Source organism: Kosakonia sp. SOY2 (genome assembly GCF_027109175.1).
Taxonomy (GTDB): domain Bacteria; phylum Pseudomonadota; class Gammaproteobacteria; order Enterobacterales; family Enterobacteriaceae; genus Kosakonia.
In genome coordinates, this window is record NZ_JAPVXH010000001.1 from 1,964,583 (window position 1) to 1,990,130 (window position 25,548).

Sequence of the window (25,548 nt, forward strand, 5' to 3'; positions counted from 1 at the left end):
ATGCGCCTGGTGCAGCTCTCTCGTCATTCTATCGCTTTTCCTTCGCCCGAAGCGGCGTTGCGTGAACCCAATGGACTGCTGGCGCTGGGCGGCGATCTCAGCCCGGCGCGTTTATTAATGGCCTACCAGCGCGGTATCTTCCCCTGGTTCTCGCCTGGCGACCCAATCCTGTGGTGGTCGCCCGATCCGCGCGCCGTGCTGTGGCCGGAAACCTTTCATGTCAGCCGCAGCATGAAGCGTTTTCATAAAACCTCTCCCTATCGCGTAACGCTGAATCATGCTTTTGGTCAGGTGATCGATGGCTGCTCACAGGATCGCGATGAGGGCACGTGGATAACGCCTGACGTGGTGATGGCTTATCATCGCCTTCATGAGCTGGGGCATGCGCACTCGATTGAAGTCTGGGAAGGTAACGAGCTGGTGGGTGGGATGTATGGCGTGTCACAAGGTGCGCTGTTCTGCGGTGAATCAATGTTTAGTCGCCGTGTAAATGCCTCCAAAACAGCATTGCTTGTTTTTAGCGGCGAATTTGTACGCATGGGCGGCGAGTTAATTGATTGCCAGGTGCTGAATAGCCATACTGCGTCGCTCGGCGCCATTGAGATCCCGCGGCGGGATTATCTTTTACATCTCGAAAAAATGCGCAAACTTCCGCTCCCTTCCCACTTCTGGGTGCCCCGAACGCTGTTTTCATCGCTCTGACGAATGTTTTCGGCACATTTTTTATCAGGGTGTTATAATGGACGCTCAGAGCAGCTTTTGCCTGTTGCCCCGCCCCACCCGGGAGTTGTTCGTATCAGGGATGCCCTTCGCTTTACTCCACCGCTCCCCTTTACGGTTGCGCTTTTAGCGCGTCCTGGCTGTTGGCGTGAGGGTAACTGGCAAAAGTCGTTTTGCTGCGTTTTATCAGCGCAAATCTTTACTTAACAGACGAACTTCGGCATTATCTTGCCGGTTCAAAAATTATGGTAGTGATACCCCCGAGGATTAGATGGCCAAAGAAGACAATATTGAAATGCAGGGTACCGTTCTTGAAACGTTGCCTAATACGATGTTCCGCGTAGAACTGGAAAACGGTCACGTGGTCACTGCGCATATTTCCGGTAAAATGCGTAAAAACTACATCCGCATTCTGACGGGCGATAAAGTGACTGTGGAACTGACCCCGTACGACCTGAGCAAAGGCCGCATTGTCTTCCGTAGCCGCTAAGATCTTCCATCAGCACAGCTAAGTGCACCGATTTTAAAGGCCGGGTAATTCCCGGCCTTTTGTTTTTCTTACGCCAATCCTTCCTGATTAGACTTTAACCAATAACGACAATTGTCTATACTCAAACCTGACAAATGTCATCACACGGGAGGAAAGATGAGAACCTGGAGCCCGGATCAAAAACCAGCCGAAAATGCACTCTGGCGCTTTGCCGGTTTCCCCGCCAACAGAGGACTAAAACTCGTTCAGATGTTGAACGAAGGCTTGCCAGTCAGCATTCTCGACAATATTCATGAATGGACAGAAATGTCCCGCTCCGACATCCTGCGCGTCACGGGTATCAATGAACGCAATGTTGCGCGTCGCAAAAGCGCCGGCCGTACACTCACACCGGAAGAAAGTGAGCGTATTGCGCGTTTAGTAAGGGTTGTTGATGCTGCGGTACAGTTTTTCGGTAGCAAAAAGATGGCGTGGGACTGGCTGGAAACCCCCGTTCGCGGCCTTGGCAATGTGGCGCCAATTTCGCTGATTGCCACTGAAAGTGGCGCGCTGGAGGTGACCGACCTGCTCGGCAGGCTGGAACACGGAGTGTTTGCGTGATCTTTTATCGACTGGTAACGCGCCGCTACGCCAGCGAAGCCTGGACAGGCAGCGGTGCAAATCTTTATGGCGGTCGCTGGAATCACAAAGGTCACCCGGCGGTTTACGTCGCCTCATCCGTTTCGCTTGCCGCACTCGAAATGCTGGTGCATATGCACAGTGACGCGGTTATGAACCAGTATGGACTGTTCAGCATTGAGATCCCTGACAAGGAGATTGAATATCTGGATAAGCAATGGCTACCGCCGGACTGGCAGGAAAACCCGGCGCCGCTTTCGACCATGGATTTAGGTACCTCCTGGCTGGAAGCCAACAGCGCCGTCGCGCTGGTGCTGCCGTCATGCGTTGTTCCGCTTGAGAATAATGCAATTCTGAACCCGAATCACCCCGCCTTTAATAAGCTGCTAAAAACCGTAAAAGCGCTTCCTTTCTTTTTTGATCCACGCCTGGCACGCCCGTAATTTTTGCACAACTTACCGGGCGATGTTTTTTCTTGACCAGCCCCCTGCCTTCCGCCGTACTATCTTGCGCATACTTCATCAAAATTAATGGTTGGCGAAAGCATGGAACAGGTTGGACACAATCATCACTCATTACTTCTCACAGAGTGGCAGGTCTTACTGCAGCAAACGCCACCGCAAGTGCACGATATTCTGTCTGCCCTGGCCGATGAGGAAATTCGCCATCTGGTTAATGTTTTTTATGACTACATGCTTTCGCACAGTGAAAGTGAGCTGTTTTTAAACACTGAACAGGTGAGTACACGCCTTAGTCATAGTATGTTTCACTGGCTGCGCAGCGTGTTGGGTAGTGCGAAAGAGGACATCGAACAACTTCTGGAAAAACAGCGGGAAATTGGCATCGTTCATGCGCGTATTGGTTTACCGATCGACCTTGTCGCTCGGGGAGCGCGTAAGCTGAAAAATGAACTTTATGATTTATTACAAGCAAAAGCGACGATTCCCCCCATATTACTCAGCCAAACCCTTTGCTTTAGCAGCCTGGCAATGGATACCGCGATAGAAGCCATGACCGTTTCATATTCGCCAGGCTATCAAAATTCAATGCAGGCACAGGAACAGTACCGTCTGTTATCCATTTATGATGATGTGAATGTTGAGCGCGAGCGACAGATTAGCGCCCTGACCAGCTGGGAAAACCAGTTTATCTACAATATCGCCACCGGATTGCCCGCAGCGGATCTGATTTACCTGTCGGAATCGGATTTCGGCATGTGGTTTTCTCATAAAGGTAAGCATCTGCTGGGCAATCAGAAGATGCTGGCTAATATGGATGCACTCATTAATCAGGCTGACGAGCGCATTACTCGGGCGCTTACGGCAGAACAATCGCCGGAGATGGAGCCACGAATGGCGGTGTTGCAGACAGTACGCCAGCTTACCGGGCAAATCCACCGTCTGCTTGTCGCGATGTTCGACGCGCTGGTAGAGCTGGAAAATGGCAAAGATCCACTGACGCAACTGCTTAACCGCCGCTTTATTCCCACCATTATGCGCCGGGAGATCTCGCTGGCACTGAATGTGCGTAAACCCTTTATTCTGGCGATGCTGGATATTGATCACTTTAAGAGAATCAACGACAGCTTCGGGCACAGCGCGGGCGATATCACGCTCAAAACGGTAGCTGCTGCCATCTATGATCACTTCCGCAGCAGTGATTACGTTTTCCGCTACGGCGGTGAAGAGTTTATGGTGCTGCTGGTCGAATCTGACCTGTTACAGGCGAAGATCATTCTGGAAGCGCTGCGGCAGAAAATCGCCGCGTTGACAATTGAAGTCACACCCGCACAACACTTCTCGGTCACCGTTAGCATCGGCGTCGCCGGGTTTGATTACCACCCGGATTACAAGCGTTTAATTGATAAAGCGGATCGTGCGCTTTATGTTGCTAAAAGCCACGGGCGCAATCGTATCGAAACCAGCGTTATTTGAAGCTGCTTTTGCAGGCATAAAAAAACCGGGCTGATATCGCCCGGTTTTTAGAAGTGAAGTACAGAGATTAATGTGCTGCTTCCGGTTTGTGCTTCTGCGCACTCTGGAAGCCATACTCCAGCTCATTTTTCTCTTTATTCAGCGTTACCGTGACCTGACCACCATCAACCAGCGAACCGAACAGCAGTTCGTTGGCCAGCGGTTTTTTCAGGTTGTCCTGGATAACACGCGCCATCGGGCGAGCGCCCATTGCGCGGTCGTATCCTTTCTCCGCCAGCCAGTCGCGAGCTTCCTGGCTGACTTCCAGCGATACGCCTTTCTGATCCAACTGCACCTGGAGTTCGACAATAAACTTGTCGACCACCTGATGGATCACCTCTGTCGACAAGTGATCGAACCAGATAATGTTGTCCAGACGGTTGCGGAACTCCGGCGTAAAGATCTTTTTGATCTCTTCCATCGCATCGGTGCTGTTATCCTGGTGGATAAGACCAATGGATTTGCGCTCGGTTTCACGCACCCCGGCGTTGGTGGTCATCACCAGCACTACGTTGCGGAAATCAGCTTTGCGCCCGTTGTTATCGGTCAGCGTTCCGTTGTCCATCACCTGCAACAGCAAGTTAAAGACATCCGGATGCGCTTTTTCGATTTCATCAAGCAGCAGCACCGCGTGCGGATGTTTGATCACCGCGTCGGTCAACAGACCGCCCTGATCAAAACCTACATAGCCCGGAGGCGCACCAATCAAACGGCTGACAGTATGACGTTCCATATACTCGGACATATCAAAACGCAGCAGCTCAATGCCCAGCGCTTTTGACAGCTGCACTGTCACCTCGGTTTTACCCACGCCGGTTGGGCCAGCAAACAGGAAGGAACCGACCGGTTTATGGTCTTGACCCAGCCCTGCCCGGCTCATTTTGATGGCCTCGGTTAATGCCTCAATGGCTTTATCCTGACCGAACACCAGCATTTTCAGACGATCGCCAAGATTTTTCAGCGTGTCGCGATCGCTCTGAGAAACACTCTTCTCAGGAATACGCGCGATACGGGCCACCACCGATTCGATATCCGCCACGTTAACGGTTTTCTTACGCTTGCTTACCGGCATCAGACGCGCGCGCGCGCCCGCTTCGTCGATAACATCAATCGCTTTATCCGGCAGATGGCGATCATTGATGTATTTCACCGCCAGCTCTACCGCCGCACGCACCGCTTTCGCGGTATAACGTACATCGTGGTGCGCTTCGTATTTCGGTTTCAGGCCATTGATAATCTGCACCGTTTCCTCGACGGACGGCTCAGTGATATCAATTTTCTGGAAGCGACGCGCCAGAGCACGATCTTTTTCAAAGATATTGCTGAATTCCTGATACGTGGTGGAACCCATGACGCGGATTTTACCGCTGGAAAGCAGCGGCTTAATCAGATTTGCGGCATCCACTTGCCCACCAGACGCAGCGCCTGCACCGATGATGGTATGGATCTCATCGATAAACAGAATGCTGTTATTGTCCTGCTCAAGTTGTTTCAGCAACGCCTTGAAACGTTTTTCGAAATCGCCACGGTATTTAGTACCGGCCAGCAGTGAACCGATATCCAGCGAGTAAATTGTGCAATCTGCCATCACTTCTGGCACGTCGCCCTGCACAATACGCCACGCCAGCCCTTCGGCGATGGCAGTTTTACCTACGCCGGATTCACCCACCAGCAGCGGGTTATTTTTACGACGGCGGCACAGAACCTGAATCGCACGTTCAAGTTCTTTACCACGGCCAATCAGCGGGTCGATTCCTCCCACACGAGCAAGCTGATTAAGGTTGGTGGTGAAGTTTTCCATACGTTCCTCCCCTCCTGCCTGCTCTTCGCTGTTCACCTGCCCGCTACTGCTGCTGCCAGTGGCGTCAGATGATGGGCCTGGCTCGTCTTTACGCGTGCCGTGAGAGATAAAGTTCACCACGTCAAGGCGGCTTACTTCATGTTTGCGCAGCAGATAAGCCGCTTGCGACTCCTGCTCGCTAAAAATGGCAACCAGCACGTTCGCGCCGGACACTTCGCTGCGCCCGGATGACTGAACGTGAAACACCGCGCGCTGAAGAACACGCTGGAAGCTGAGCGTCGGCTGTGTGTCGCGCTCCTCTTCGCTCATGGGTAGAACGGGTGTGGTTTGTTCGATGAAGGCTTCGAGTTCCTGCCGCAGCGCCACCAGGTCCACTGAACACGCTTCCAGCGCTTCGCGGGCAGATGGGTTACTGAGCAGCGCCAGTAACAAGTGCTCGACGGTCATAAACTCATGTCGGTGCTCGCGCGCTCTGGCGAAAGCCATGTTTAAACTGAGTTCCAGTTCTTGATTGAGCATAGGCACCTCCCCCAAGTTTCATGCCTGCATTCAGGCTCTTTCCAGCGTACACAGCAACGGATGCTCGTTCTCCCTGGCGTACTTGTTCACCATTGCGACTTTCGTCTCGGCAACCTCAGCGGTGAAAACACCGCAAATGGCCCTGCCGTGATAGTGAACCGTAAGCATCAGTTGCGTTGCACGTTCTACATCATAAGAAAAGAACTTTTGTAGCACGTCAATAACAAATTCCATCGGCGTGTAATCATCGTTCATTAACATAACTTTATACATGGATGGCGGTTTCAGCGCGTCGCGCAGTTTATCTTCCGCCAATTGGTCGAAATCCAGCCAGCTATTGCTCTTACCCATCGTTAGCGTTTCATCTTAGGTTACAGTTTCCGGCAGCGTTTAATCGGCCGATTACATGAGTCTAGATGTATTTTCAATCTACATCAGATGACAGATAACAATCATCTATCGTTGTCATTCGCGACGGCTGTCACATTCCTTTGTAATAGCGTTAACTGCTTCAAAATTTTGATGCGTCGCCTCCAAGAACCCCTGCCAAATGCTTGACGCGTTATACGAATTATCTAAATTGTACAGTCGAGAGTTGGCGAGGTTTTGAACAGCCCGCTTGCTCTACCACCGGTTCATTCCATCTTACTTAAATAAGATTTACGAAGGATGTCGAAGCATGGAAACGGGTACTGTTAAGTGGTTCAACAATGCCAAAGGGTTTGGTTTTATCTGCCCTGAAGGCGGCGGCGAAGATATCTTCGCGCATTACTCCACCATTCAAATGGATGGTTACAGAACGTTAAAGGCCGGGCAGACTGTCCGGTTTGATGTACACCAGGGCCCTAAAGGCAATCACGCCAGCGTCATCGTGCCCGTAGAAGTGGAAGCCATGGCCTGAAGCCTGTTATCACATTGTGTACATGCCGCAGTCAAAATGCCAGCCCAATCGGCTGGCATTTTTATTACTCGCGAGCCAGCGCGTCTACCGGATCCAGCCGTGCGGCATTACGCGCAGGCAACCAGCCGAACAGCACACCGGTAAATGTCGAACATAAAAATGCCGTTAACAGTGCCACCGGTGAAAACCCAATCTCCCAGCCCGGTAAAAAGAGTTGCAAGGTAAAAGCAATCAACATAGATAGCGTGACGCCGAGCGCGCCACCGACAAGGCAAACAAACACCGCCTCAATCAGAAACTGCGACAAGACGTCCCCCGCCCGGGCACCAACTGCCATCCTGATGCCAATCTCACGCGTCCGCTCGGTGACCGACACCAGCATAATATTCATCACACCGATACCGCCAACCAGCAACGAAATGACCGCCACCAGCGTTAAAAACAGCTGAAGAGTACGTGTGGTCTTTTCCGCTGTTTTCAAGACCCCGTCCATATTCCAGACGAAGAAATCTTTCTTACCGTGGCGCAGGCTGAGCAACCGCGTGAGCTGCTGTTCCGCCTGCTCACTGCTGTAGCCCTCATTCACCCGCACCGTAATGGAGTTTAGCCAGGACTGCCCCATAATACGCCCCGAGATGGTGCTGTACGGCAGCCAGACGCGCAGGATTTTGCTGCTGCCAAACATTGATTGTTTCTCCTCCGCCACACCAATCACCGTCGCTGGCATGTTACCCACCAGGATTACCTCGCCGACGACGCTGGCTTTATTGGGGAATAACTGACGGCGGGTGTTGCTGTCGAGCACCACCACTTGTGCCCGACCTTTCAGTTGCTCCTCGTTAAACGAGGCACCTTCGCTGAACGTCATGCCATACACATTAAAATATTGCCCGCTTACGCCATTGGCGCTCGCCGCCACATCAATATTGCCGTAGCGCAAACGCAGATTTTGTGAAACGGCAGGTGTGGCTGATTTAACCCAGGGCTGTTTTTGAATCGCCTGCAGATCGTCATACTTCAGCGCCTGCTGGTATTGCGGCTCGTCATCGCCAAAATCTTTGCCGGGATAGACATCAATCGTATTGGTGCCTATTGAGCGAATATCCGCCAGCACCAGCTGTTTCGCCGCATCACCGACCACCACAATCGAGACCACTGAAGCAATACCGATAATAATGCCGAGCATGGTCAACAAGGTGCGCATTTTATTGGCCGCCATGGCGCGCCAGGCCATGGTCAACGCTTCCTGAAAACGGCTGACAAATTGCCGCCAGCCCCCGGCGTGCGTCATGATCGCGTCATGGTTTGCGGGCGCGGCGGCTTCCGTTTTGGCTGGCGGATTACTGATTATCTCGCCATCACGAATTTCAATCACCCGCTCTGCCTGCGCGGCCACCTGCGGATCGTGCGTCACGATAATTACCGTATGCCCGCGATCGCGCAACTGATGCAGGATTGCCATCACCTCTTCGCCTGAGTGGCTGTCGAGGGCACCGGTCGGTTCATCGGCCAGAATCACCTGGCCGCCATTCATCAACGCACGGGCAATACTCACGCGCTGTTGCTGTCCGCCGGAGAGCTGCGACGGTTGATAATCCGCCCGCTCCCCCAGCCCTAAGCGGGTCAGTAATGCTTTTGCGCGCTCCAGTCGCGCTTTACGTTCCGTCCCCGCATACACCGCCGGAACTTCGACGTTCTGCGCAGCGGTCAAATGGGAAAGCAGATGATAACGCTGAAAGATAAAACCGAAATGTTCGCGGCGTAGCTGCGCAAGCTGATCGCTACTGAGCAACGATACATCCGTTCCCGCCACCCGGTAAGTGCCGCTGGTGGGCTTGTCCAGGCACCCCAGAATGTTCATTAGCGTGGATTTGCCGGAACCGGAGGCACCAACAATCGCCACCATTTCGCCAGCATTAATGCGCAGCGTGATGCCTTTTAGCACCTCGACCTGTCCGTCGCCGGACGGATAACTGCGGCGGATATTATTCAGGTCCAGCAATGCGGTCATTGCGCCGCTCCGCTTTTCTCGCCAATCACCACTTCTTCGCCCGCATCCAGGCCTTTCGTCACCACCACTTCCGTATCATTACGTGCGCCCAGCGTCACCTCGCGCTCGCGGGTTTCACCATTACGCAGCACCTTCACTTTATAACGGTTGTCCCCCACCGGATCGCCAAGCGCCGCCAGAGGGATGGTGATCACATTCTTCAGGCCGGTCAGTTGGATATGCACCTGCGCGGTCATATCAAGGCGCAACACACCCTCCGGGTTTGGCACTTCAAAACGCGCATAGTAAAAAATCGCATCGTTGACCTTTTCCGGCGTCGGCAGAATATCTTTCAGCTCGCCTTCATAGCGTGTTCCCGGATCGCCCAGCACGGTGAACCATGCTTTCTGCCCCGGCTTGAGGTGGATGACATCCGCTTCGGAAACCTGCGCTTTCACCAGCATGGTACTCATATCGGCCAGCGTCAGGATGTTCGGCGCTTGTTGCACGGCAATCACCGTCTGGCCCTGCAGCGTGGTGATTTGCGTCACTTCACCGGCCATCGGCGCAAGAATACGTGTGTAATCAAGGTTGGTTTTCGCGGTATCCAGTGTGGCCTGGTTACGTTTGATCTGGGCATCAATGGTGCCAATTTGCGCTTCTTTTACCGCCACATCCGTCGCAGAGGTGTCCAGATCCTGGCGGGAGATCAAATTGCTTTTCACCAGCTGCTGCTGACGCGCTAGTGTTACCTGGGCCAGCTTCAGTTCAGCCAGCGCCTGACGCCGCTGCGCCCGTAGTTCCATTAATGTCGCATCGACTTCTTTGATTTGGTTTTCCGCCTGCTCGGGGTCGATCACGCCTAAAAGCTGATCTTTCTTTACCTTATCGCCGATATTCACCGACAGTGTTTTTAACTGACCATTTACCTGGGCGCCAACATCAACCTTACGGAGCGCATCCAGCTTCCCGGTCGCCAGCACGTTTTGTTGCAATTCACCCGGCCGCACTATCAGCGTCTGATACTGAATGACCGGGGCATTAAGTTTGCTCCACAACCAAAATGCCGCCAGTAAAACCACCACTGCCAGCACAATCATTACTGTCCTGCGTTTTCCCTTCAGTTTCATAAAAATCCCAGCTCATCGGACATGCAGTTTATAGAGGCCAATCTTAACTAAACAGAGCACCAACGAAACAAAAAATTCGTATTTTCTCCATTGTGCCAGTTCGCCGGCAAAACCACGCTCTATATTGGTGGACTGCAGGGCGCGAAAGCGCATGTTCCGCATGAGGCGATTCAGGTAGCGACCAAGGCGTGTCATGGGTTGTTCCCGAAACGTCTGCTGGTGGAAACGGCCATGACGATGGCGCAATTTCTGCAAGTGGAAGAGATCCGCGCTGTCAGTAATGAAACGCATATCTACCGCAACGCGCGTTATCGCAAGAAAAAACAGGGGCTGCTGCATGCCGATTACAACAGTTTCTGGGAATCGCTGGGTGCCGTTGCCGATCAGCACGGCGACTTCGTGCTGCCCCTGGTGATGCCGCGCAAACCGATGGAAGAGATCGCCAGCAAAAAGCGTTCTGAATATCGCCGCCGCTACGAGCTGCTCGACAGTCTGCAGGCGCAGACTGCCGCTCACTGCCAGAACTAATCTGCCCGCCCGCGTGCCAGCCATAGCACGCGGGAAAACATTTTACGAAACAGATGCGGCACCGACTCCACGCCGCGCCTGCCCGCTTCCAGTGCCACTTCAATCGCCAGATCCGGTTTTGACGAACGGTGGATCGCTTTGATAATTACCCGCCGCATATTCATCGACACATTGTCCGGTAACTGTGCGACACGGTGATAGACATCGGCGAACCCTTCCCGATACATAAAATGCTCCATATCCAGCGCCGGCAGTTCCGTCAAATGTTCGCGCGTCTGATCCCTGTCGTTATCGAGCAGGCTACGCACGGTAGCGGCATACTTCTTCCCGGCTTCGTCGCCATCCACCAGCACATGCCACTCAATACCCATGCGGCGCGCAAACTTAATGAGCGGCTTTAAGCCTGACTGGGCAAATTCGATAATTTTCACCCCTTCGGCATCGAAATGATGACCGCACTGGCGCGCCAGTTCATTGATAACCCAGTTCTCCGTCTCCCCTTCCACCAGCAACCAGCAACGGGCAAAGAGTGAAGAAGGCCGGTTAACGCGAATATGAAACGCAATGCGCCGCCCATCTTCGGCACTTAAACCGCCAGGGCCAAGACGCCAGGCCGCCACACGCGAAGACTCGCGCACCAGGCGACAAACATGTTCAACCGGTGTTAACGACAGCAGCTCACCGGAGTTGGTGGTGGTTATCTTTTGTAGCGGCAGCAAATTCAGCAATTGCCAGGCCACAGAGAGCATGATCGGATGCAGCCGCGTTTCCGGATCTTCCACCAACAATAGCGGCCGCGCGTCACGGTCGAGATGGACAGAACCTTTCGCCTGCAACAGCGTGGCGAAAAACCCCAGCAGAATAACCCGGTACATCCGCCCGCCGGGTTTATCGATCATGCGGTTAATAATGTCGAGATAGCGCCAGCTACGTTGCTCATCATGAGAGCGGCGGCGCATCAAGCGCTGGTGTGAAGCGCCGCTACCCTGCTCGGCAAAATAGTGCTCAAGCAATTGCACCATCGCTGACAGCCCGTGGCGTATCTGCGCGTCGGTTAAATTTTGCGGGCGGGAGATCAATTCGTGGGAGATGAAATCAAGCTGACGCGCGGTGTTTTCCAGCAACGGCGTATCCGGCACGCTGCCGTTACGGATGCGGCGCATAAAGCGCGCATCACGTAGCCGCAGTACCGGCATCAGCCGCACCAGGTGGCGGGCACTTTCATCAATGTCCTCCAGCGGCAGCAAATCCCCCTGTGCATCGAGAAAACCGCGTAGCGTCATTACGCTGCCATCGTCGGAAAGCTCGCCTTCATGCCGGTAGAAGAGGCGGCGATAACCGTCATTCCCGGCAACCCAACAATCTGCCAGCGGGCGGTAACGCCGCGTGCGGTAGCGTCCGGGTTCGGATTCGCGAAAAGTCAGAATAATATGCAGATGATGTTCCCGCCCTTGCAGATCCCCCGGCGGGAACCAAAAATCATCGCGGACAAAATGGTAGAGATCCGTTTCCGGTGACAGCAGGAGGGTTAACGCGTCCAACAAGCTCGATTTACCCCAGGCGTTTTCCCCAATTAACACGTTGTTCTGCTCAAGCATCAGCGATAAACGATTAATGCCGCGAAAGCCGACAATATCCACGCGCTCCAGAATCATTCTTCCTCCGGCATCTGGGCTTTTCCGTCTATTCTTGAAGGAGTATAGCGGGACGAAAAGCGGCAGAACACGCGCTAAGTGCAATATTTCATTGAAATATATGCAGTGGCTCCATCGTTGTAATATTTAAAAAATGAACCGCGATATTAAATAGCATATATTTCTTATTTATTGAAATAAGTAAAAACTTAACACCGGTTAAAAGCAATAACTTACGATAAATTATCTAGTTGAAATCAATTTACTGGTTTTTATAACTGGTTATTTTATTTTGTAACTCCCTACAATACGCACGCTTTTATTCACGCATCCATTGATGTCTGACACACGGCGCGGGTCTGGGCCCGTTTCTGTTTTTATCGAGGTGGCTATGTTTAGAAAATTAGCGGCGGAATGTTTTGGCACATTCTGGCTGGTATTTGGTGGCTGCGGCAGCGCAGTGCTGGCGGCAACGTTTCCGCAAACCGGCATTGGTTTTGCCGGGGTGGCGCTGGCGTTCGGTTTAACGGTCATGACCATGGCATTTGCCGTCGGGCATATTTCCGGCGGTCATTTTAATCCGGCAGTCACACTCGGCCTGTGGGCTGGCGGTCGTTTTCCGGCAAAAGATGTGGTGGGATATATTCTCGCGCAACTGGTTGGCGGCATTATTGCCGCGGCAGTGCTCTATTTAATTGCCAGCGGTAAAAGTGGTTTCGATGCGGCGGCCAGCGGTTTCGCCTCTAACGGCTACGGAGAACATTCCCCAGGACATTACTCAATGTATTCCGCCATTATTATTGAGATTGTCCTGAGCTGCGGTTTCCTGCTGGTTATTCACGGTGCGACAGATAAAAATGCACCTGTCGGCTTTGCACCTATCGCCATTGGGCTGGCGCTGACATTAATCCATTTGATCAGTATCCCGGTCACCAACACCTCGGTTAACCCGGCGCGCAGCACCGCCGTGGCGATTTTCCAGGGCGGCTGGGCGTTAGAACAGTTATGGATGTTCTGGGTGATGCCGATTATCGGGGGTATCCTCGGTGGCGTTATCTACCGTACGCTGCTGGAAAAACGCACTTAAGATAAAGACCCGGTTTTGTGCCGGGTCTTTTGCATAATCTTTCTTATTTTTTGCAGCTTTACTCATTTTCCACCTTTGGGTAGTGTGTTCCCCGGTGTTTTCACTTTGCAAGGATTCGGGCGCTTCATGCTTTCAGGACTGTTAATTATTCTTCTGCCGTTGGTCATCGGTTATCTGGTTCCCCTGCGTCACACTGCTGCGCTCAAACTTATCAATAAATTACTCAGCTGGATTGTCTATCTGATCCTCTTTTTTATGGGGATAAGCCTCGCTTTTCTCGATAATCTCAGCGCGAACTTACTGGCGATATTGCATTACACGGCGGTCAGCGTGGTGGTGATCCTGCTGTGTAACGCCGCTGCACTGCTGTGGCTGGAGCGTACGCTGCCCTGGCATCACCAGCACCAGCAAGAAAAATTGCCTTCGCGGATTGCGATGGCGCTGGAATCCCTGCGTCTGTGCGGTGTGGTGGTTATCGGTTTCGCCATTGGTCTTTCCGGGGTGGCGTTTTTACGCTATGCCACGGAAGCCAGCGAATACACGCTGATCTTCCTGTTGCTGCTGGTGGGTATTCAGTTGCGTAACAGCGGCATGACGCTGAAACAGATTGTCCTTAACCGCCGGGGAATGATTATTGCCGTGGTGGTGGTTGCCAGCTCGCTGATTGGCGGCGTGATTAATGCGCTGATCCTCGGCCTGCCGCTGAAAACGGGTCTTGCCATGGCTTCGGGATTTGGCTGGTATTCGTTGTCGGGCATTCTGCTTACCGAGTCGTTCGGCCCGGTGATCGGCAGCGCCGCCTTCTTTAACGATCTGGCGCGCGAGTTGATTGCCATCATGCTGATCCCTGGTCTGGTGCGCCGCAGCCGCTCTACCGCGCTTGGGTTATCGGGCGCGACCTCGATGGATTTCACCCTGCCGGTACTCCAGCGCTCCGGTGGCCTGGAGCTGGTGCCCGCCGCCATTGTGCACGGTTTTATTCTCAGCTTGCTTGTGCCGCTTTTAATGGCCTTTTTCTCTGCCTGATACTTCATTGGCGGTAGATGCCTGCCGCCAAACTTGCGCTAAATCAATATCCCCTTAAATTGCCGTCAAAATCGCTTTTAAGCCTGCCGACAGCAGCATAATCTTAAACATGCATTTCAAATATAACTTTAACATAAAGGTGTGACCATGTTTTGTGTGCAATGTGAACAAACCATCCGAACTCCGGCGGGCAACGGCTGTGCGTACGCGCAGGGGATGTGCGGTAAAACCGCCGAAACCTCCGACCTGCAGGATCTATTGATTGCCGCGTTACAAGGGCTCTCCGCCTGGGCCAGCAAAGCACGTGAGTACGATCTGATTGACCATGAGATCGATAACTTCGCGCCGCGCGCCTTCTTCTCTACCCTCACCAACGTCAACTTCGATTCCGTGCGTATTGTCGGCTACGCGCGCGAGGCAATCGCCAAACGTGAAGCGCTGAAAGCGCTCTGCCTCGCTATCGATGCGAATGCTCACGTCGACAATCCAATGGCCGACCTGCAACTGGTCAGCGACGATCTCGGCGAATTACAGCGCCAGGCGGCAGAGTTCACGCCGAACAAAGACAAAGCGGCGATTGGCGAAAACATCCTTGGTTTACGACTGCTCTGCCTGTACGGCCTGAAAGGCGCGGCGGCCTATATGGAACACGCCCATGTGCTGGGCCAGTACGACAACGATATCTACGCCCGTTATCACAAAATCATGGCGTGGTTGGGTACCTGGCCTTCTGATATGAATGCCCTGCTCGAATGCTCAATGGAAATTGGCCAGATGAACTTCAGCGTGATGAGCATTCTGGATGCCGGTGAAACCAGCACTTACGGTCACCCGACGCCTACTCAGGTCAACGTCAAAGCCGTTGCCGGGAAATGCATCCTGATTTCCGGCCACGACCTGAAAGATCTCTACAACCTGCTGCAACAAACCGAAGGCACGGGCGTAAACGTCTATACCCACGGTGAAATGCTGCCGGCGCACGGCTACCCGGAACTGCGCAAATTCAAACATCTGGTCGGTAACTACGGTAGCGGCTGGCAGAACCAGCAGGTGGAGTTCGCCCGCTTCCCTGGCCCCATCGTCATGACGTCCAACTGCATTATCGACCCGACCGTTGGTGCTTATGACGACCGTATCTGGACGCGCAGCATCGTCGGCTGGCCGGGTGTCAACCATCTGGAAGGCGACGACTTCGCACCGGTGATCCGCCAGGCGCAGCAGATGTCAGGCTTCCCGTTCAGCGAAATCGAACACCTGATCACCGTCGGTTTTGGTCGCCAGACGCTGCTTGGCGCGGTGGATTCACTGATTGATTTGGTGAGCCGTGAAAAACTGCGTCATGTCTTCCTCGTTGGTGGCTGTGACGGTGCGCGCGGTGAGCGTAACTACTTTACCGACTTCGCCACCCAGGTGCCGGATGACTGCCTGATCCTGACACTGGCCTGCGGTAAATACCGCTTTAACAAACTCGACTTTGGCAACATTGAAGGTCTGCCGCGCCTGATTGATGCGGGTCAGTGTAACGATGCTTACTCAGCCATCATCCTGGCGGTGACGCTGGCGGAAAAACTGGGCTGCGGTGTTAACGATCTGCCGCTGTCGCTGGTGCTCTCCTGGTTCGAACAAAAAGCGATTGTCATCCTGCTGACTCTGCTCTCGCTGGGTGTAACGAATATTGTCACCGGGCCGACGGCCCCGGGCTTCCTGACGCCGGATCTGCTGGCGGTGCTGAATGAGAAATTCGGCCTGCGCCAGGTCACGACCGTGGAACAGGATATGCAGCAGTTGCTGAGCGCATAAGGAGCTAACGATGACCATGCCAACCCCTCAATGCCCGTGGCGTATGCAGGTTCACCATATCCAGCAGGAAACGCCGGATGTCTGGACACTGTCGCTGTTGTGCCACGATTACTACCCCTATCGCGCCGGGCAATATGCGCTGGTGAGTATCCGCAACAGCGCGGATACGCTGCGGGCCTATACCATTTCGTCCACGCCGGGCGTTAGCGAATACATCACGCTGACCATCCGCCGTATTGATAATGGCGCAGGTTCTCAGTGGCTGACACGGGAAGTAAAACGCGGCGATTATCTGTGGCTTTCCAATGCGCAGGGGGAATTCACCTGCGATAACGAACCGAACGATAAGCTGTTGCTGCTGGCGGCGGGGTGCGGCGTGACGCCGATTATGTCAATGCGTCGCTGGCTGGCGCATTACCGTCCGCATGCTGACGTACAGGTGATCTTCAATGTGCGTTCGCCGGAAGACGTGATTTTTGCCGATGAATGGCGTGATTACCCGGTCACGCTGGTGGCAGAAAATAACGCCACGGCGGGTTTTGCCGCTGGTCGTCTGAGTCGCGAGTTACTGAGCCAGGTGCCGGAACTGGCGGCGCGCACGGTAATGACCTGCGGCCCGGCGCCATATATGGATTGGGTTGAAAGCGAAGTCAAAGCGCTTGGCGTGACGCGTTTCTTTAAAGAGAAATTCTTTACCCCAGTGGCTGAAGCCGCAACCAGCGGGCTGAAATTCAGCAAACTCTCGCCGATGAAAACCTTCTACGCGCCAGTGGGCAGCACGCTGCTGGATGCGCTGGAAAGCAATAAAATGCCGGTCAATGCCGCCTGCCGCGCCGGTGTCTGCGGTTGCTGTAAAACGCAGGTAGTTTCCGGTGAATACACCGTCAGCAGCACCATGACGCTAACGGAACAAGAGATTGCCGACGGCTTCGTGCTGGCCTGCTCCTGCCACCCACAAGGCGATTTAGTGCTGGCGTAATCCGCAATAAAAAAGCGCCCCTCATCTGAAGGGCGCTTTTTCCTTAAACCGTTTACTTCCAGGCAGGTGCGACGGAGTAACGACCCGCACCGATAAACGCAATCACCAGCGCCGCAATAAAGTAATACACCATACTCTCAATCGCCCATGCGCCAGTCGCATCCAGCGATCCGGTTTTACCCACGCCAACCAGCAGCCAGGCCACAACCATGGTGAACGCCAGCACCAGTGCAGCAGGACGCGTCAGTACGCCGAGGATAAGCAGGATCGGGCACAGCACTTCGCCAATCAGCACACCATAAGCGATAAAACCGGGAAGCCCCTTCGCCGCCAGCATCCCCGCAATCCCATCGATACCGCCGATTAATTTGTGCAGCCCGTGGAATAACATCAGCCCGCCGACCATTAAACGCAGCAGCAGACGACCAAAATCTTCATGCGAAAACATCTTATTAACTGAGTTTAACAATGATTTAACCATTTGAAATGATTCCTGTTTTCATCGACCTGTGTCAGACTATTCCGATCTGTAACAAAAATAAACCCCTGTTTTATAAAAGCTCATTCTAAATCCGCTTTGTGACGCATTCATTGTCTAAGCTTGTAAGCAAGATCACAAAAAGGAGCGTCGTAGATGAAACAGACAGTGGCCGCGTATATCGCCAAAACGCTGGAGCAGGCAGGCGTAAAACGCATCTGGGGGGTAACCGGCGATTCCCTTAACGGCTTAAGTGACAGCCTGAACCGCATGGGCACCATCGACTGGATGCCGACCCGTCATGAAGAAGTCGCCGCCTTTGCCGCCGGCGCAGAAGCACAACTCACCGGCGAGCTGGCCGTCTGCGCGGGTTCGTGCGGGCCAGGAAACCTGCATTTGATTAACGGCTTGTTCGACTGCCACCGCAACCATGTCCCGGTGCTGGCGATTGCCGCTCATATCCCTTCCAGTGAGATCGGCAGCGGTTATTTCCAGGAAACTCATCCGCAGGAGCTGTTTCGCGAATGCAGCCACTACTGCGACCTGGTATCAAACCCGGAACAGATCCCGCAGGTACTGGCGATTGCCATGCGCAAAGCCATTCTCAACAAAGGCGTGTCGGTGGTGGTACTGCCGGGTGATGTCGCGCTGAAACCTGCGCCGGAAAGCGCCAGCAGCCACTGGTATAGCGCCCCGCAGCCGGTTGTCACCCCTGCCGAGCAGGAGTTGCACAAACTGGCACAACTCCTGCGCTATTCCACTAACATTGCACTAATGTGCGGCAGCGGCTGTGCCGGGGCGCATAAAGAGTTACTGGCGTTTGCCGGTAAGCTGAAGGCGCCGATTGTCCACGCCATGCGCGGCAAAGAACATGTGGAGTACGACAACCCCTTTGACGTGGGAATGACGGGCTTAATTGGCTTCTCATCGGGTTTCCATACCATGATGAATGCCGACACACTGGTGCTGCTCGGCACCCAATTCCCTTACCGCGCGTTCTACCCCACTGATGCGAAAATAATCCAGATCGACATCAATCCGGGGAGTATCGGCGCGCACAGCAAGGTAGACATGGCGCTGGTGGGCGATATCAAAGCCACCCTGGCCGCTCTGTTACCGCTGCTGGAGGAAAAAACCGACCGCAAATTCCTCGACAAAGCGCTGGAAGACTATCGCCAGGCGCGCAAAGGGCTGGATGATTTAGCAAAACCGAGCGACAAAGCGATCCATCCGCAATATCTGGCGCAGCAAATCAGCCACTTCGCTGATGATGACGCCATTTTCACCTGCGATGTCGGTACGCCAACCGTCTGGGCGGCGCGTTACCTGAAAATGAATGGCAAACGCCGTCTGATTGGCTCCTTTAACCACGGTTCAATGGCCAATGCTATGCCGCAGGCGCTGGGCGCGCAGGCCACATTCCCACAACGGCAAGTGGTCGCGCTGTGTGGTGACGGCGGTTTTAGCATGCTAATGGGCGATTTCCTGTCGGTCGTGCAGATGAAACTGCCGCTGAAAATTATTGTTTTTAATAACAGCGTGCTCGGTTTTGTGGCGATGGAGATGAAAGCGGGCGGCTATCTGACGGATGGCACAGAACTGCAGGATACCAACTTTGCGCGTATCGCCGAGGCCTGCGGCATTACCGGTATTCGCGTGGAAAAATCGGCCGATGTTGACGACGCGCTGCAACGTGCCTTCTCGATCGATGGCCCGGTGCTGGTGGATGTCACCGTGGCGAAAGAAGAGCTGGCAATCCCGCCGCAAATCAAGCTGGAACAGGCCAAAGGTTTTAGTCTCTACATGATGCGCGCCATCATTAGCGGGCGCGGCGATGAGGTAATCGAACTGGCGAAAACCAACTGGCTCAGGTAAAACAGAGGGCATTACCCATCGTAAGATAAGGAAATGCCGTGATCGATTTACGCAGTGATACCGTAACCCGCCCGAGCCGCGCCATGCTGGAACAGATGATGGCCGCCCCGGTCGGGGACGACGTTTACGGTGATGACCCGACGGTCAATGAACTGCAACGTTACGCCGCCGAACTGAGCGGTAAAGAGGCGGCGTTGTTTTTGCCGACCGGTACCCAGGCCAACCTGGTCGCCCTGCTCAGCCACTGCGAACGCGGTGAAGAGTACATTGTCGGCCAGGGGGCGCATAACTATCTCTACGAAGCGGGCGGCGCAGCGGTGCTCGGCAGCATCCAGCCGCAACCGATTGATGCCGCCGCCGATGGTACGCTGCCGCTGGACAAAGTCGCGGCGAAAATCAAAGCCGACGACATTCACTTTGCCCGCACCAGACTACTGAGCCTTGAGAACACCCACAACGGCAAAGTATTGCCGCGCGACTACCTGCGACAGGCATGGGAGTTTACCCGCGAACGTGGGTTGTCGCTGCATGTCGACGGTGCGCGCATCTTCAACGCGCTGGTGGAATATGACTGCGAGCTGAAAGAGATCGCCCAATTTTGCGACTCGTTCACCATTTGCCTGTCGAAAGGTCTCGGCACGCCAGTAGGCTCCCTGCTGGTGGGCGATAAAGCGTATATCACCCGCGCTAATCGCTGGCGCAAAATGACCGGCGGCGGTATGCGTCAGGCCGGTATTCTGGCGGCGGCGGGCCTTTATGCATTACAAAACAACGTCGCGCGGCTGAAAGAAGACCATGAGAATGCCGCGTGGCTGGCCGCGCAACTGAAAGAGGCTGGCGCAGATGTGATGCGCCACGACACCAATATGCTGTTTATTCGGGTAGGCGATAACGCACAAGCGCTGGGCGCGTATCTGCGCGAGCGCGGCGTGTTGATCAACGCCTCGCCAGTGGTGCGCCTGGTCACGCATCTGGATGTTAATCGTCAGCAACTGGCAGAGGTGGTTCGCCACTGGCAGGCCTTTTTACAGCACTAAGGAGCGGGATGTGGCGCAGCGGATCCTGGTGCTTGGTGCCAGCGGCTATATTGGACAACGACTGGTCGAAGCGCTCAGCCAGCAAGGTCATCAGATCAAAGCGGTCGCGAGAAACTTAACTCGCCTGCAAAAGCAGCAACTGCCGGGCGTAAGCTGCCATCGCGTTGATCTCTGGTGGCCGCAGGAGTTGCCCGCGTTACTGCGCGATGTCGATACGCTCTACTATCTGGTGCACAGCATGGGCGAAAGCGGCAACTTCGTCGCCCATGAGCGGCAAATCGCGCTGAATGTGCGCGATGCGCTGCAGGGGTCGTCGGTTAAGCAGGTTATCTTTCTCAGTTCGTTACAGGCGAAGGGCGAAACGAATTCCGACCACCTGCTGGCCCGGCAATACACCGGCGATCTGCTGCGTGCGGCGGGCATTCCCGTTACCGAATTACGCGCCGGCATCATTGTTGGTGCAGGTTCCGCCGCCTTCGAAGTGATGCGCGATATGGTGTTTAACCTGCCGGTGTTAACGCCGCCGCGCTGGGTGCGCTCGCGCACCACGCCGATTGCGCTGGAAAACTTGCTGCACTATCTGGTCGAACTGCTTCAGCACCCCGCGCAGGAACACCGGGTGTTTGAGGCCGCCGGGCCGGAAGTATTGAGCTACCAGCAGCAGTTCGATCACTTTATGCGCGTCAGCGGCGTTCATCGCCCGCTGATCCCGATCCCCCTCCCCACCCGACTGATTTCCGTCTGGTTTTTACACCTCATCACCTCTGTGCCGCCGACCATCGCCAAAGCGTTAATTCAGGGCTTAAAGCACGATTTGCTGGCAGATGATACCGAATTGCGCCGCCTGATCCCGCAGACACTGCTCCCGTTTGACGACGCGGTGCGCCGTACCCTGCAGGAGGAGGAAAAACTGGTTAACTCCAGCGACTGGGGTTACGACCCGCAGGCGTTTTCCCGCTGGCGTCCGCAATATGGTTACTACCCAAAGCAAGCGGGTTACACAGTGAAAACCGCTGCCAGCCTGAGCGCATTATGGGAAGTGGTTAACCGCATCGGTGGTAAGGAGCGCTACTTCTTCGGCAACATTCTGTGGCAAACCCGCGCGGCGCTTGATCATTTAATTGGCCACAAATTGCCGCATGGTCGACCTGCGCGCCCGTTTTTGCAAACCGGTGACGCGGTAGACAGCTGGAAAGTGATCATCGTCGAGCCCGAGCAGCAACTGGCGCTGCTGTTTGGTATGAAAGCACCAGGGCTGGGACGGCTCAGCTTTACGCTGACCGATAAAGGCGATCACCGGCTGCTGGATGTCCGCGCATGGTGGCATCCGCACGGTATGCCGGGGCTGTGGTACTGGTTATTGATGTTCCCGGCGCATCTGTTTATTTTTCGCGGCATGGCGCAGCGTATTGCCCATCTGGCAGAACAAAATAGAGAAAAAGTCTGAGCTTAACCGCTTTTCTTTTCGTCATCCCATTGCATCAGAGCGTAATTCACGGAAGAATGCCCGCGATAAAGCCTTTTCAACACAATGGATCGATATGAAAGTACTGGTCACGGGCGCAACCAGCGGTTTAGGCCGAAACGCGGTCGAGTATTTGCGGCAAAAAGGAATTAGCGTCAGGGCCACTGGTCGTAACGAAGCCATGGGCAAGTTACTCAGTAAAATGGGCGCTGAATTTGTGCACGCCGATCTGACCGAACTGGTCTCCTCGCAGGCAAAAGTGATGCTTGCCGGGATCGACACGCTGTGGCACTGCTCAAGTTTCACGTCACCGTGGGGCACACAGGAAGCGTTTGATCTGGCAAATGTGCGCGCGACTCGCCGTCTCGGTGAGTGGGCCGTCGCCTGGGGCGTGCGCAACTTTATTCATATCTCCTCCCCTTCGCTCTATTTTGACTATCACCACCATCGCGATATCAGTGAAGACTTTCGCCCGGTGCGTTTCGCCAATGAATTTGCCCGCAGCAAAGCGGCCGGTGAACAGGTGATCGACCTGCTGGCGCAGGCGAACCCGAATACCCGTTTCACCATTTTGCGCCCGCAAAGCCTGTTTGGTCCGCACGATAAAGTCTTTATTCCGCGTCTGGCGCAGATGATGCACCACTACCGCAGCGTGTTGCTGCCGCGCGGCGGCGATGCGCTGGTGGACATGACCTATTACGAAAACGCGGTGCAGGCAATGTGGCTTGCCAGCCAGCCTCAGTGCGATAAGCTGCCTTCCGGGCGGGCGTACAACATTACCAACGGCGAGCCGCGCTCGCTGCGCAGCATCGTGCAGACATTAATTGATGAACTGGGTATTCACTGCCGGATTCGCTCGGTGCCTTATGCGATGCTGGATATGGTAGCGCGCAGCATGGAGCATTTCGGCGATAAACGCGCCAAAGAGCCTGCGTTCACCCATTATGGCGTGTCGAAGCTCAACTTTGATTTCACGCTGGATATCAGCCGCGCCCAGCAGGAACTGGGCTATACGCCGATTGTGACGCTGGATGAAGGCATCAAACGCACGGCGTACTGGTTAAAAGACCACGGCAAACTGCATCGCTGAATGATTTAAAACGGGCCGGATTTGACGTCAGAAATTTTCTGCCCGCTTTTATCGATGTAGAACCACTCCCCGCCGACCAGCGCGGTATGCTCGCCATCCTTTTGCGGTTTGCAGCCGTTACACACCAGCGCTCTGCCCTCTTTAAACTGCCAGCCGTAATCGAACTGTGGCGCGATGCGGTTGCGGAAATTGTCGTCCCAGTAGCCCACTTTGCCGTTCTGGCGCGAGCGCACCAGCCCTTCAACAAACCAGTCCGGCCCATTATCAAAATGCACAACGGAAAGGTAACTGTCCGGCGAACGCACATAGTAATCGGCATCCATCAACCCGGCGGCGCGCATATAGTCATACAGACCAACCCACGACATGCCCTCGACATCACGGGTTTTTGCAAACAGCGCAGGCAGGAATCTGAGCTTGCCCTCTTTCACTTCAACGCATTTATCGAGCTTTTCCACGTTATCCGTGGATTTATCCCAGTAAGCACAGCTGAACACCGTCACCGGGTTTGGCGCGGCATGGGCAGAAAAAGCCGCCATCAGCAGCGCGCCTGATATGATGCGAAACCTCATCTCCATTGACCTCGTCATAAAAAAGCAGTGGGAATTACCCCGCCTGGCCATATTTTTCCAGTAATGCCTCGGCAATCGCCTGGCTTTCAGCGTCAGCAATGCCGTTCCACAGCCCCGGACGGAAATGCATTTGAAACGCCATGATGACCCGTTTTTGCTCTGCGGGCGACATCTGCGGTTTCACGTCGTAACCGTACCGCGCCAGTAAATCAAGCAAGGAAGCCGTATCTACCGGTTCATGCGCAGAACGACCATTCAGGTAAAACGCGACACGCTGCGCATCCGGCCAGGCGCCAATCCCCTGGGAGAACAGCGTTTGCCACGGGAACAACGGGCCAGGATCGTCTTTACGCTGCGGCGCGATATCCGCATGTGCTACCACATTCTGCGGTGCAATGTGGTAGCGCGAGATTATATCTTTTACCAGAGGAATCAATGCATTAATTTGCGCGGGCGCAAAAGGTGCGAATTGTTTTCCGCCAGAAGTACGTTGCCAGCCGCGATTTTCCAGTTCAATGCCGATGGAGGTGTCGTTGATGCGTGTTGCGCCACGCCAGAAACTCGCCCCTGCATGCCAGGCTAACTCCTGCTCTGGCACCAGTTGCCAGATCCGCGGTTTACCGTGATGTAGCGGGGGCTCCGCCGGGATCAGGTAATGGGCGCTCACCTGCTTATCCGTAAGCGTTGCCAGCGACACATCAAAATCATCGGCGGTGTAGTGAATAACCAGCACTTTAATACGCGGATACGCCGCCTGCGCCTGCCGCCGGGTATCAAGCTGATAACCGTCTTTATCAATGATGCCTTTTTCACTGGCGCAACCTGCGAGCAGCAGCGCCAGCAGCAGTAACGCGATGTTTTTCATGCCCGCGTTTTCACCGCCGTACCGCTGACGCACACCATTAGCATACTGCCATCCTTGCCCACCGTTTCGTAATCAACATCAATGCCGACCACCGCATTTGCACCCAGTGCTTTAGCCTGCTCGCCGAGTTCGCGAAAGGCGATATCGCGCGCCTTGCGTAGCTCTTTTTCATAAGCGCCGGAGCGGCCACCGACGATATCGCGGATGCCGGCAAAGAAGTCACGAAAAATATTCGCCCCGAGAATTGCTTCCCCGGTCACGACCCCGCAGTACTCGACAATCGGTTGCCCTTCCAGCGTCGGTGTGGTTGAAAACTGCATCGGTTTCTCCTTTTAACGTTCAATGCGTTACACCACACATTATCAGATCAATACACTATTCTTGAAAGGTCGTGACTTCTGAAGAGAAATAAGGAAATCAATATGCGCTATTCAGTTTTGACTCTCGCCTTGCCATGCGCGCTGCTGTTAAGCGCCTGCACCACGGTAACCCCGGCATTTAAGGATACGGGCGCGCGTGTTGGCCCGTGTGTGGAAGGCGGCCCGGATTCCGTAGCACAGCAATTTTATGACTACCGCATCGCGCACCCCGGTAACGACTGGACTGCGCTGCGCCCCTATCTGAGCGATGATCTGAGCAAAATGCTCACCGCCGCCAGCCGCGATTCGCGCAATGCCACGCTTTTAAAAGCGGATCCGTTCTCCAGCCGCAACGTCACCCCTGAAAAGGCTGTCGTCGCCAGTGCATCGACCATTCCGAATACCGATGCACGGAATATTCCGCTGCGCGTCACGCTCACCAAAGGTGACCAAAGCTGGCGGGATGAAGTGCTGATGATCCGCGAAGGCCAGTGCTGGGCAGTAGACGATGTGCGCTATCTCGGCGGCACCGTTCATGCCCCCGCCGGAACGCTACGCCAGTCGGTAGAACATCGGTGATTATTTCATGCCGCAATAGATAACCCCCGTAA

The 25,548-nt window shown here is 54.4% G+C and carries 24 protein-coding genes and 1 pseudogene; 16 read left to right on the forward strand and 9 right to left on the reverse strand.

Going from position 1 to position 25,548, the window contains the following annotated elements; all coding sequences use genetic code 11:
* The 5 genes from aat to O3S68_RS09305 all read left to right on the forward strand — a co-directional run bounded on the left by aat (window position 1) and on the right by O3S68_RS09305 (window position 3,762).
* On the forward strand, window positions 1–702 hold the full coding sequence (gene aat / locus O3S68_RS09285) for a leucyl/phenylalanyl-tRNA--protein transferase (RefSeq protein ID WP_020457221.1): 702 nt from the start codon (window positions 1–3) through the stop codon (window positions 700–702).
* Window positions 703–991: 289 nt separating this feature from the next.
* Window positions 992–1,210, forward strand: coding sequence for a translation initiation factor IF-1 (infA, locus tag O3S68_RS09290; protein ID WP_001040187.1), 219 nt, complete (start codon window positions 992–994; stop codon window positions 1,208–1,210).
* A gap of 156 nt (window positions 1,211–1,366) precedes the next feature.
* Window positions 1,367–1,810 carry a type II RES/Xre toxin-antitoxin system antitoxin gene (gene parS / locus O3S68_RS09295; protein ID WP_020457220.1) on the forward strand — a complete coding sequence of 148 codons (444 nt, stop codon included), beginning with the start codon at window positions 1,367–1,369 and terminating at the stop codon, window positions 1,808–1,810.
* Complete coding sequence (locus tag O3S68_RS09300; RefSeq protein ID WP_269231358.1) at window positions 1,807–2,271, forward strand: RES family NAD+ phosphorylase; 465 nt, start codon at window positions 1,807–1,809, stop codon at window positions 2,269–2,271. The genes parS and O3S68_RS09300 overlap by 4 nt, the downstream gene beginning before the upstream one ends.
* A gap of 102 nt (window positions 2,272–2,373) precedes the next feature.
* Complete coding sequence (locus O3S68_RS09305) at window positions 2,374–3,762, forward strand: diguanylate cyclase (protein ID WP_269231359.1); 1,389 nt, start codon at window positions 2,374–2,376, stop codon at window positions 3,760–3,762.
* A gap of 67 nt (window positions 3,763–3,829) precedes the next feature.
* Here the strand turns inward: O3S68_RS09305 and clpA are convergent, their stop codons facing one another.
* Together clpA and clpS are read right to left on the reverse strand one after the other, a co-directional pair.
* Entirely contained in the window at window positions 3,830–6,121 is a 2,292-nt protein-coding gene (gene clpA, locus O3S68_RS09310) for an ATP-dependent Clp protease ATP-binding subunit ClpA (protein ID WP_017456165.1), read from the reverse strand.
* Window positions 6,122–6,151: 30 nt separating this feature from the next.
* A complete protein-coding gene (gene clpS, locus O3S68_RS09315; RefSeq protein ID WP_017456164.1) occupies window positions 6,152–6,472 on the reverse strand; it encodes an ATP-dependent Clp protease adapter ClpS in 321 nt (106 codons plus the stop codon).
* Window positions 6,473–6,800: 328 nt separating this feature from the next.
* On the opposite strand from clpS, the gene cspD reads away from it, so the two are divergent.
* On the forward strand, window positions 6,801–7,022 hold the full coding sequence (gene cspD / locus O3S68_RS09320; RefSeq protein ID WP_007374119.1) for a cold shock-like protein CspD: 222 nt from the start codon (window positions 6,801–6,803) through the stop codon (window positions 7,020–7,022).
* Between the two features lie 64 nt (window positions 7,023–7,086).
* On the opposite strand, the gene macB is transcribed toward cspD, so the two are convergent.
* The gene (macB, locus tag O3S68_RS09325; protein WP_269231360.1) at window positions 7,087–9,033 is read right to left on the reverse strand and encodes a macrolide ABC transporter ATP-binding protein/permease MacB; all 1,947 of its coding nucleotides are present in this window, start codon (window positions 9,031–9,033) and stop codon (window positions 7,087–7,089) included.
* Window positions 9,030–10,142, reverse strand: a complete 1,113-nt coding sequence (gene macA, locus O3S68_RS09330) for a macrolide transporter subunit MacA (protein WP_269231361.1) — start codon at window positions 10,140–10,142, stop codon at window positions 9,030–9,032. The genes macB and macA overlap by 4 nt, the downstream gene beginning before the upstream one ends.
* Before the next feature lie 90 nt (window positions 10,143–10,232).
* Between macA and O3S68_RS09335 the strand changes: the two are divergent.
* Window positions 10,233–10,670, forward strand: a pseudogene (locus O3S68_RS09335) (VirK/YbjX family protein); the annotation flags it as partial.
* On the opposite strand, the gene O3S68_RS09340 reads toward O3S68_RS09335, so the two are convergent.
* Entirely contained in the window at window positions 10,667–12,325 is a 1,659-nt protein-coding gene (locus O3S68_RS09340) for an ATP-dependent endonuclease (protein WP_269231362.1), read from the reverse strand. The pseudogene O3S68_RS09335 and the gene O3S68_RS09340 overlap by 4 nt on opposite strands.
* A 370-nt stretch (window positions 12,326–12,695) precedes the next feature.
* Between O3S68_RS09340 and aqpZ the strand changes: the two genes are divergently transcribed.
* The 4 genes from aqpZ to hcr all read left to right on the forward strand — a co-directional run bounded on the left by aqpZ (window position 12,696) and on the right by hcr (window position 17,196).
* Window positions 12,696–13,391 carry an aquaporin Z gene (gene aqpZ, locus O3S68_RS09345; RefSeq protein WP_045506639.1) on the forward strand — a complete coding sequence of 232 codons (696 nt, stop codon included), beginning with the start codon at window positions 12,696–12,698 and terminating at the stop codon, window positions 13,389–13,391.
* A gap of 126 nt (window positions 13,392–13,517) precedes the next feature.
* Window positions 13,518–14,417, forward strand: coding sequence for a lysine exporter LysO family protein (locus O3S68_RS09350; RefSeq protein ID WP_269231363.1), 900 nt, complete (start codon window positions 13,518–13,520; stop codon window positions 14,415–14,417).
* A 147-nt stretch (window positions 14,418–14,564) separates the two neighbouring features.
* Window positions 14,565–16,217: a hydroxylamine reductase gene (gene hcp / locus O3S68_RS09355; protein WP_020457211.1), complete on the forward strand. Its 1,653-nt coding sequence runs from the start codon at window positions 14,565–14,567 to the stop codon at window positions 16,215–16,217.
* A gap of 10 nt (window positions 16,218–16,227) precedes the next feature.
* Window positions 16,228–17,196, forward strand: coding sequence for an NADH oxidoreductase (gene hcr, locus O3S68_RS09360; RefSeq protein ID WP_269231364.1), 969 nt, complete (start codon window positions 16,228–16,230; stop codon window positions 17,194–17,196).
* A 52-nt stretch (window positions 17,197–17,248) separates the two neighbouring features.
* Here hcr and O3S68_RS09365 read toward each other — a convergent pair whose 3' ends face one another.
* Window positions 17,249–17,677, reverse strand: a complete 429-nt coding sequence (locus O3S68_RS09365; protein WP_020457209.1) for a DoxX family protein — start codon at window positions 17,675–17,677, stop codon at window positions 17,249–17,251.
* A 153-nt stretch (window positions 17,678–17,830) separates the two neighbouring features.
* Between O3S68_RS09365 and poxB the strand changes: the two genes are divergently transcribed.
* The 4 genes from poxB to O3S68_RS09385 all read left to right on the forward strand — a co-directional run bounded on the left by poxB (window position 17,831) and on the right by O3S68_RS09385 (window position 23,141).
* Window positions 17,831–19,549 (forward strand): ubiquinone-dependent pyruvate dehydrogenase, encoded by a 1,719-nt coding sequence (gene poxB, locus O3S68_RS09370; protein WP_269231365.1) that lies wholly within the window; start codon window positions 17,831–17,833, stop codon window positions 19,547–19,549.
* Window positions 19,550–19,587: 38 nt separating this feature from the next.
* Window positions 19,588–20,586 (forward strand): low-specificity L-threonine aldolase, encoded by a 999-nt coding sequence (gene ltaE / locus O3S68_RS09375; protein WP_269231366.1) that lies wholly within the window; start codon window positions 19,588–19,590, stop codon window positions 20,584–20,586.
* 10 nt (window positions 20,587–20,596) lie between these two features.
* Complete coding sequence (locus tag O3S68_RS09380) at window positions 20,597–22,033, forward strand: SDR family oxidoreductase (protein ID WP_269231367.1); 1,437 nt, start codon at window positions 20,597–20,599, stop codon at window positions 22,031–22,033.
* Between the two features lie 94 nt (window positions 22,034–22,127).
* The gene (locus tag O3S68_RS09385) at window positions 22,128–23,141 is read left to right on the forward strand and encodes an NAD-dependent epimerase/dehydratase family protein (RefSeq protein ID WP_020457205.1); all 1,014 of its coding nucleotides are present in this window, start codon (window positions 22,128–22,130) and stop codon (window positions 23,139–23,141) included.
* A 5-nt stretch (window positions 23,142–23,146) separates the two neighbouring features.
* On the opposite strand, the gene O3S68_RS09390 is transcribed toward O3S68_RS09385, so the two are convergent.
* The 3 genes from O3S68_RS09390 to O3S68_RS09400 form a co-directional block, all read right to left on the reverse strand.
* The gene (locus tag O3S68_RS09390; RefSeq protein WP_233500360.1) at window positions 23,147–23,680 is read right to left on the reverse strand and encodes a WG repeat-containing protein; all 534 of its coding nucleotides are present in this window, start codon (window positions 23,678–23,680) and stop codon (window positions 23,147–23,149) included.
* Between the two features lie 67 nt (window positions 23,681–23,747).
* On the reverse strand, window positions 23,748–24,578 hold the full coding sequence (locus tag O3S68_RS09395; RefSeq protein ID WP_020457203.1) for an N-acetylmuramoyl-L-alanine amidase: 831 nt from the start codon (window positions 24,576–24,578) through the stop codon (window positions 23,748–23,750).
* Window positions 24,575–24,898 (reverse strand): heavy metal-binding domain-containing protein, encoded by a 324-nt coding sequence (locus O3S68_RS09400; RefSeq protein WP_065368906.1) that lies wholly within the window; start codon window positions 24,896–24,898, stop codon window positions 24,575–24,577. The genes O3S68_RS09395 and O3S68_RS09400 overlap by 4 nt, the downstream gene beginning before the upstream one ends.
* 102 nt (window positions 24,899–25,000) lie before the next feature.
* On the opposite strand from O3S68_RS09400, the gene O3S68_RS09405 reads away from it, so the two are divergent.
* Complete coding sequence (locus tag O3S68_RS09405) at window positions 25,001–25,516, forward strand: lipoprotein (protein ID WP_269231368.1); 516 nt, start codon at window positions 25,001–25,003, stop codon at window positions 25,514–25,516.
* Window positions 25,517–25,548 lie beyond the last annotated feature (32 nt).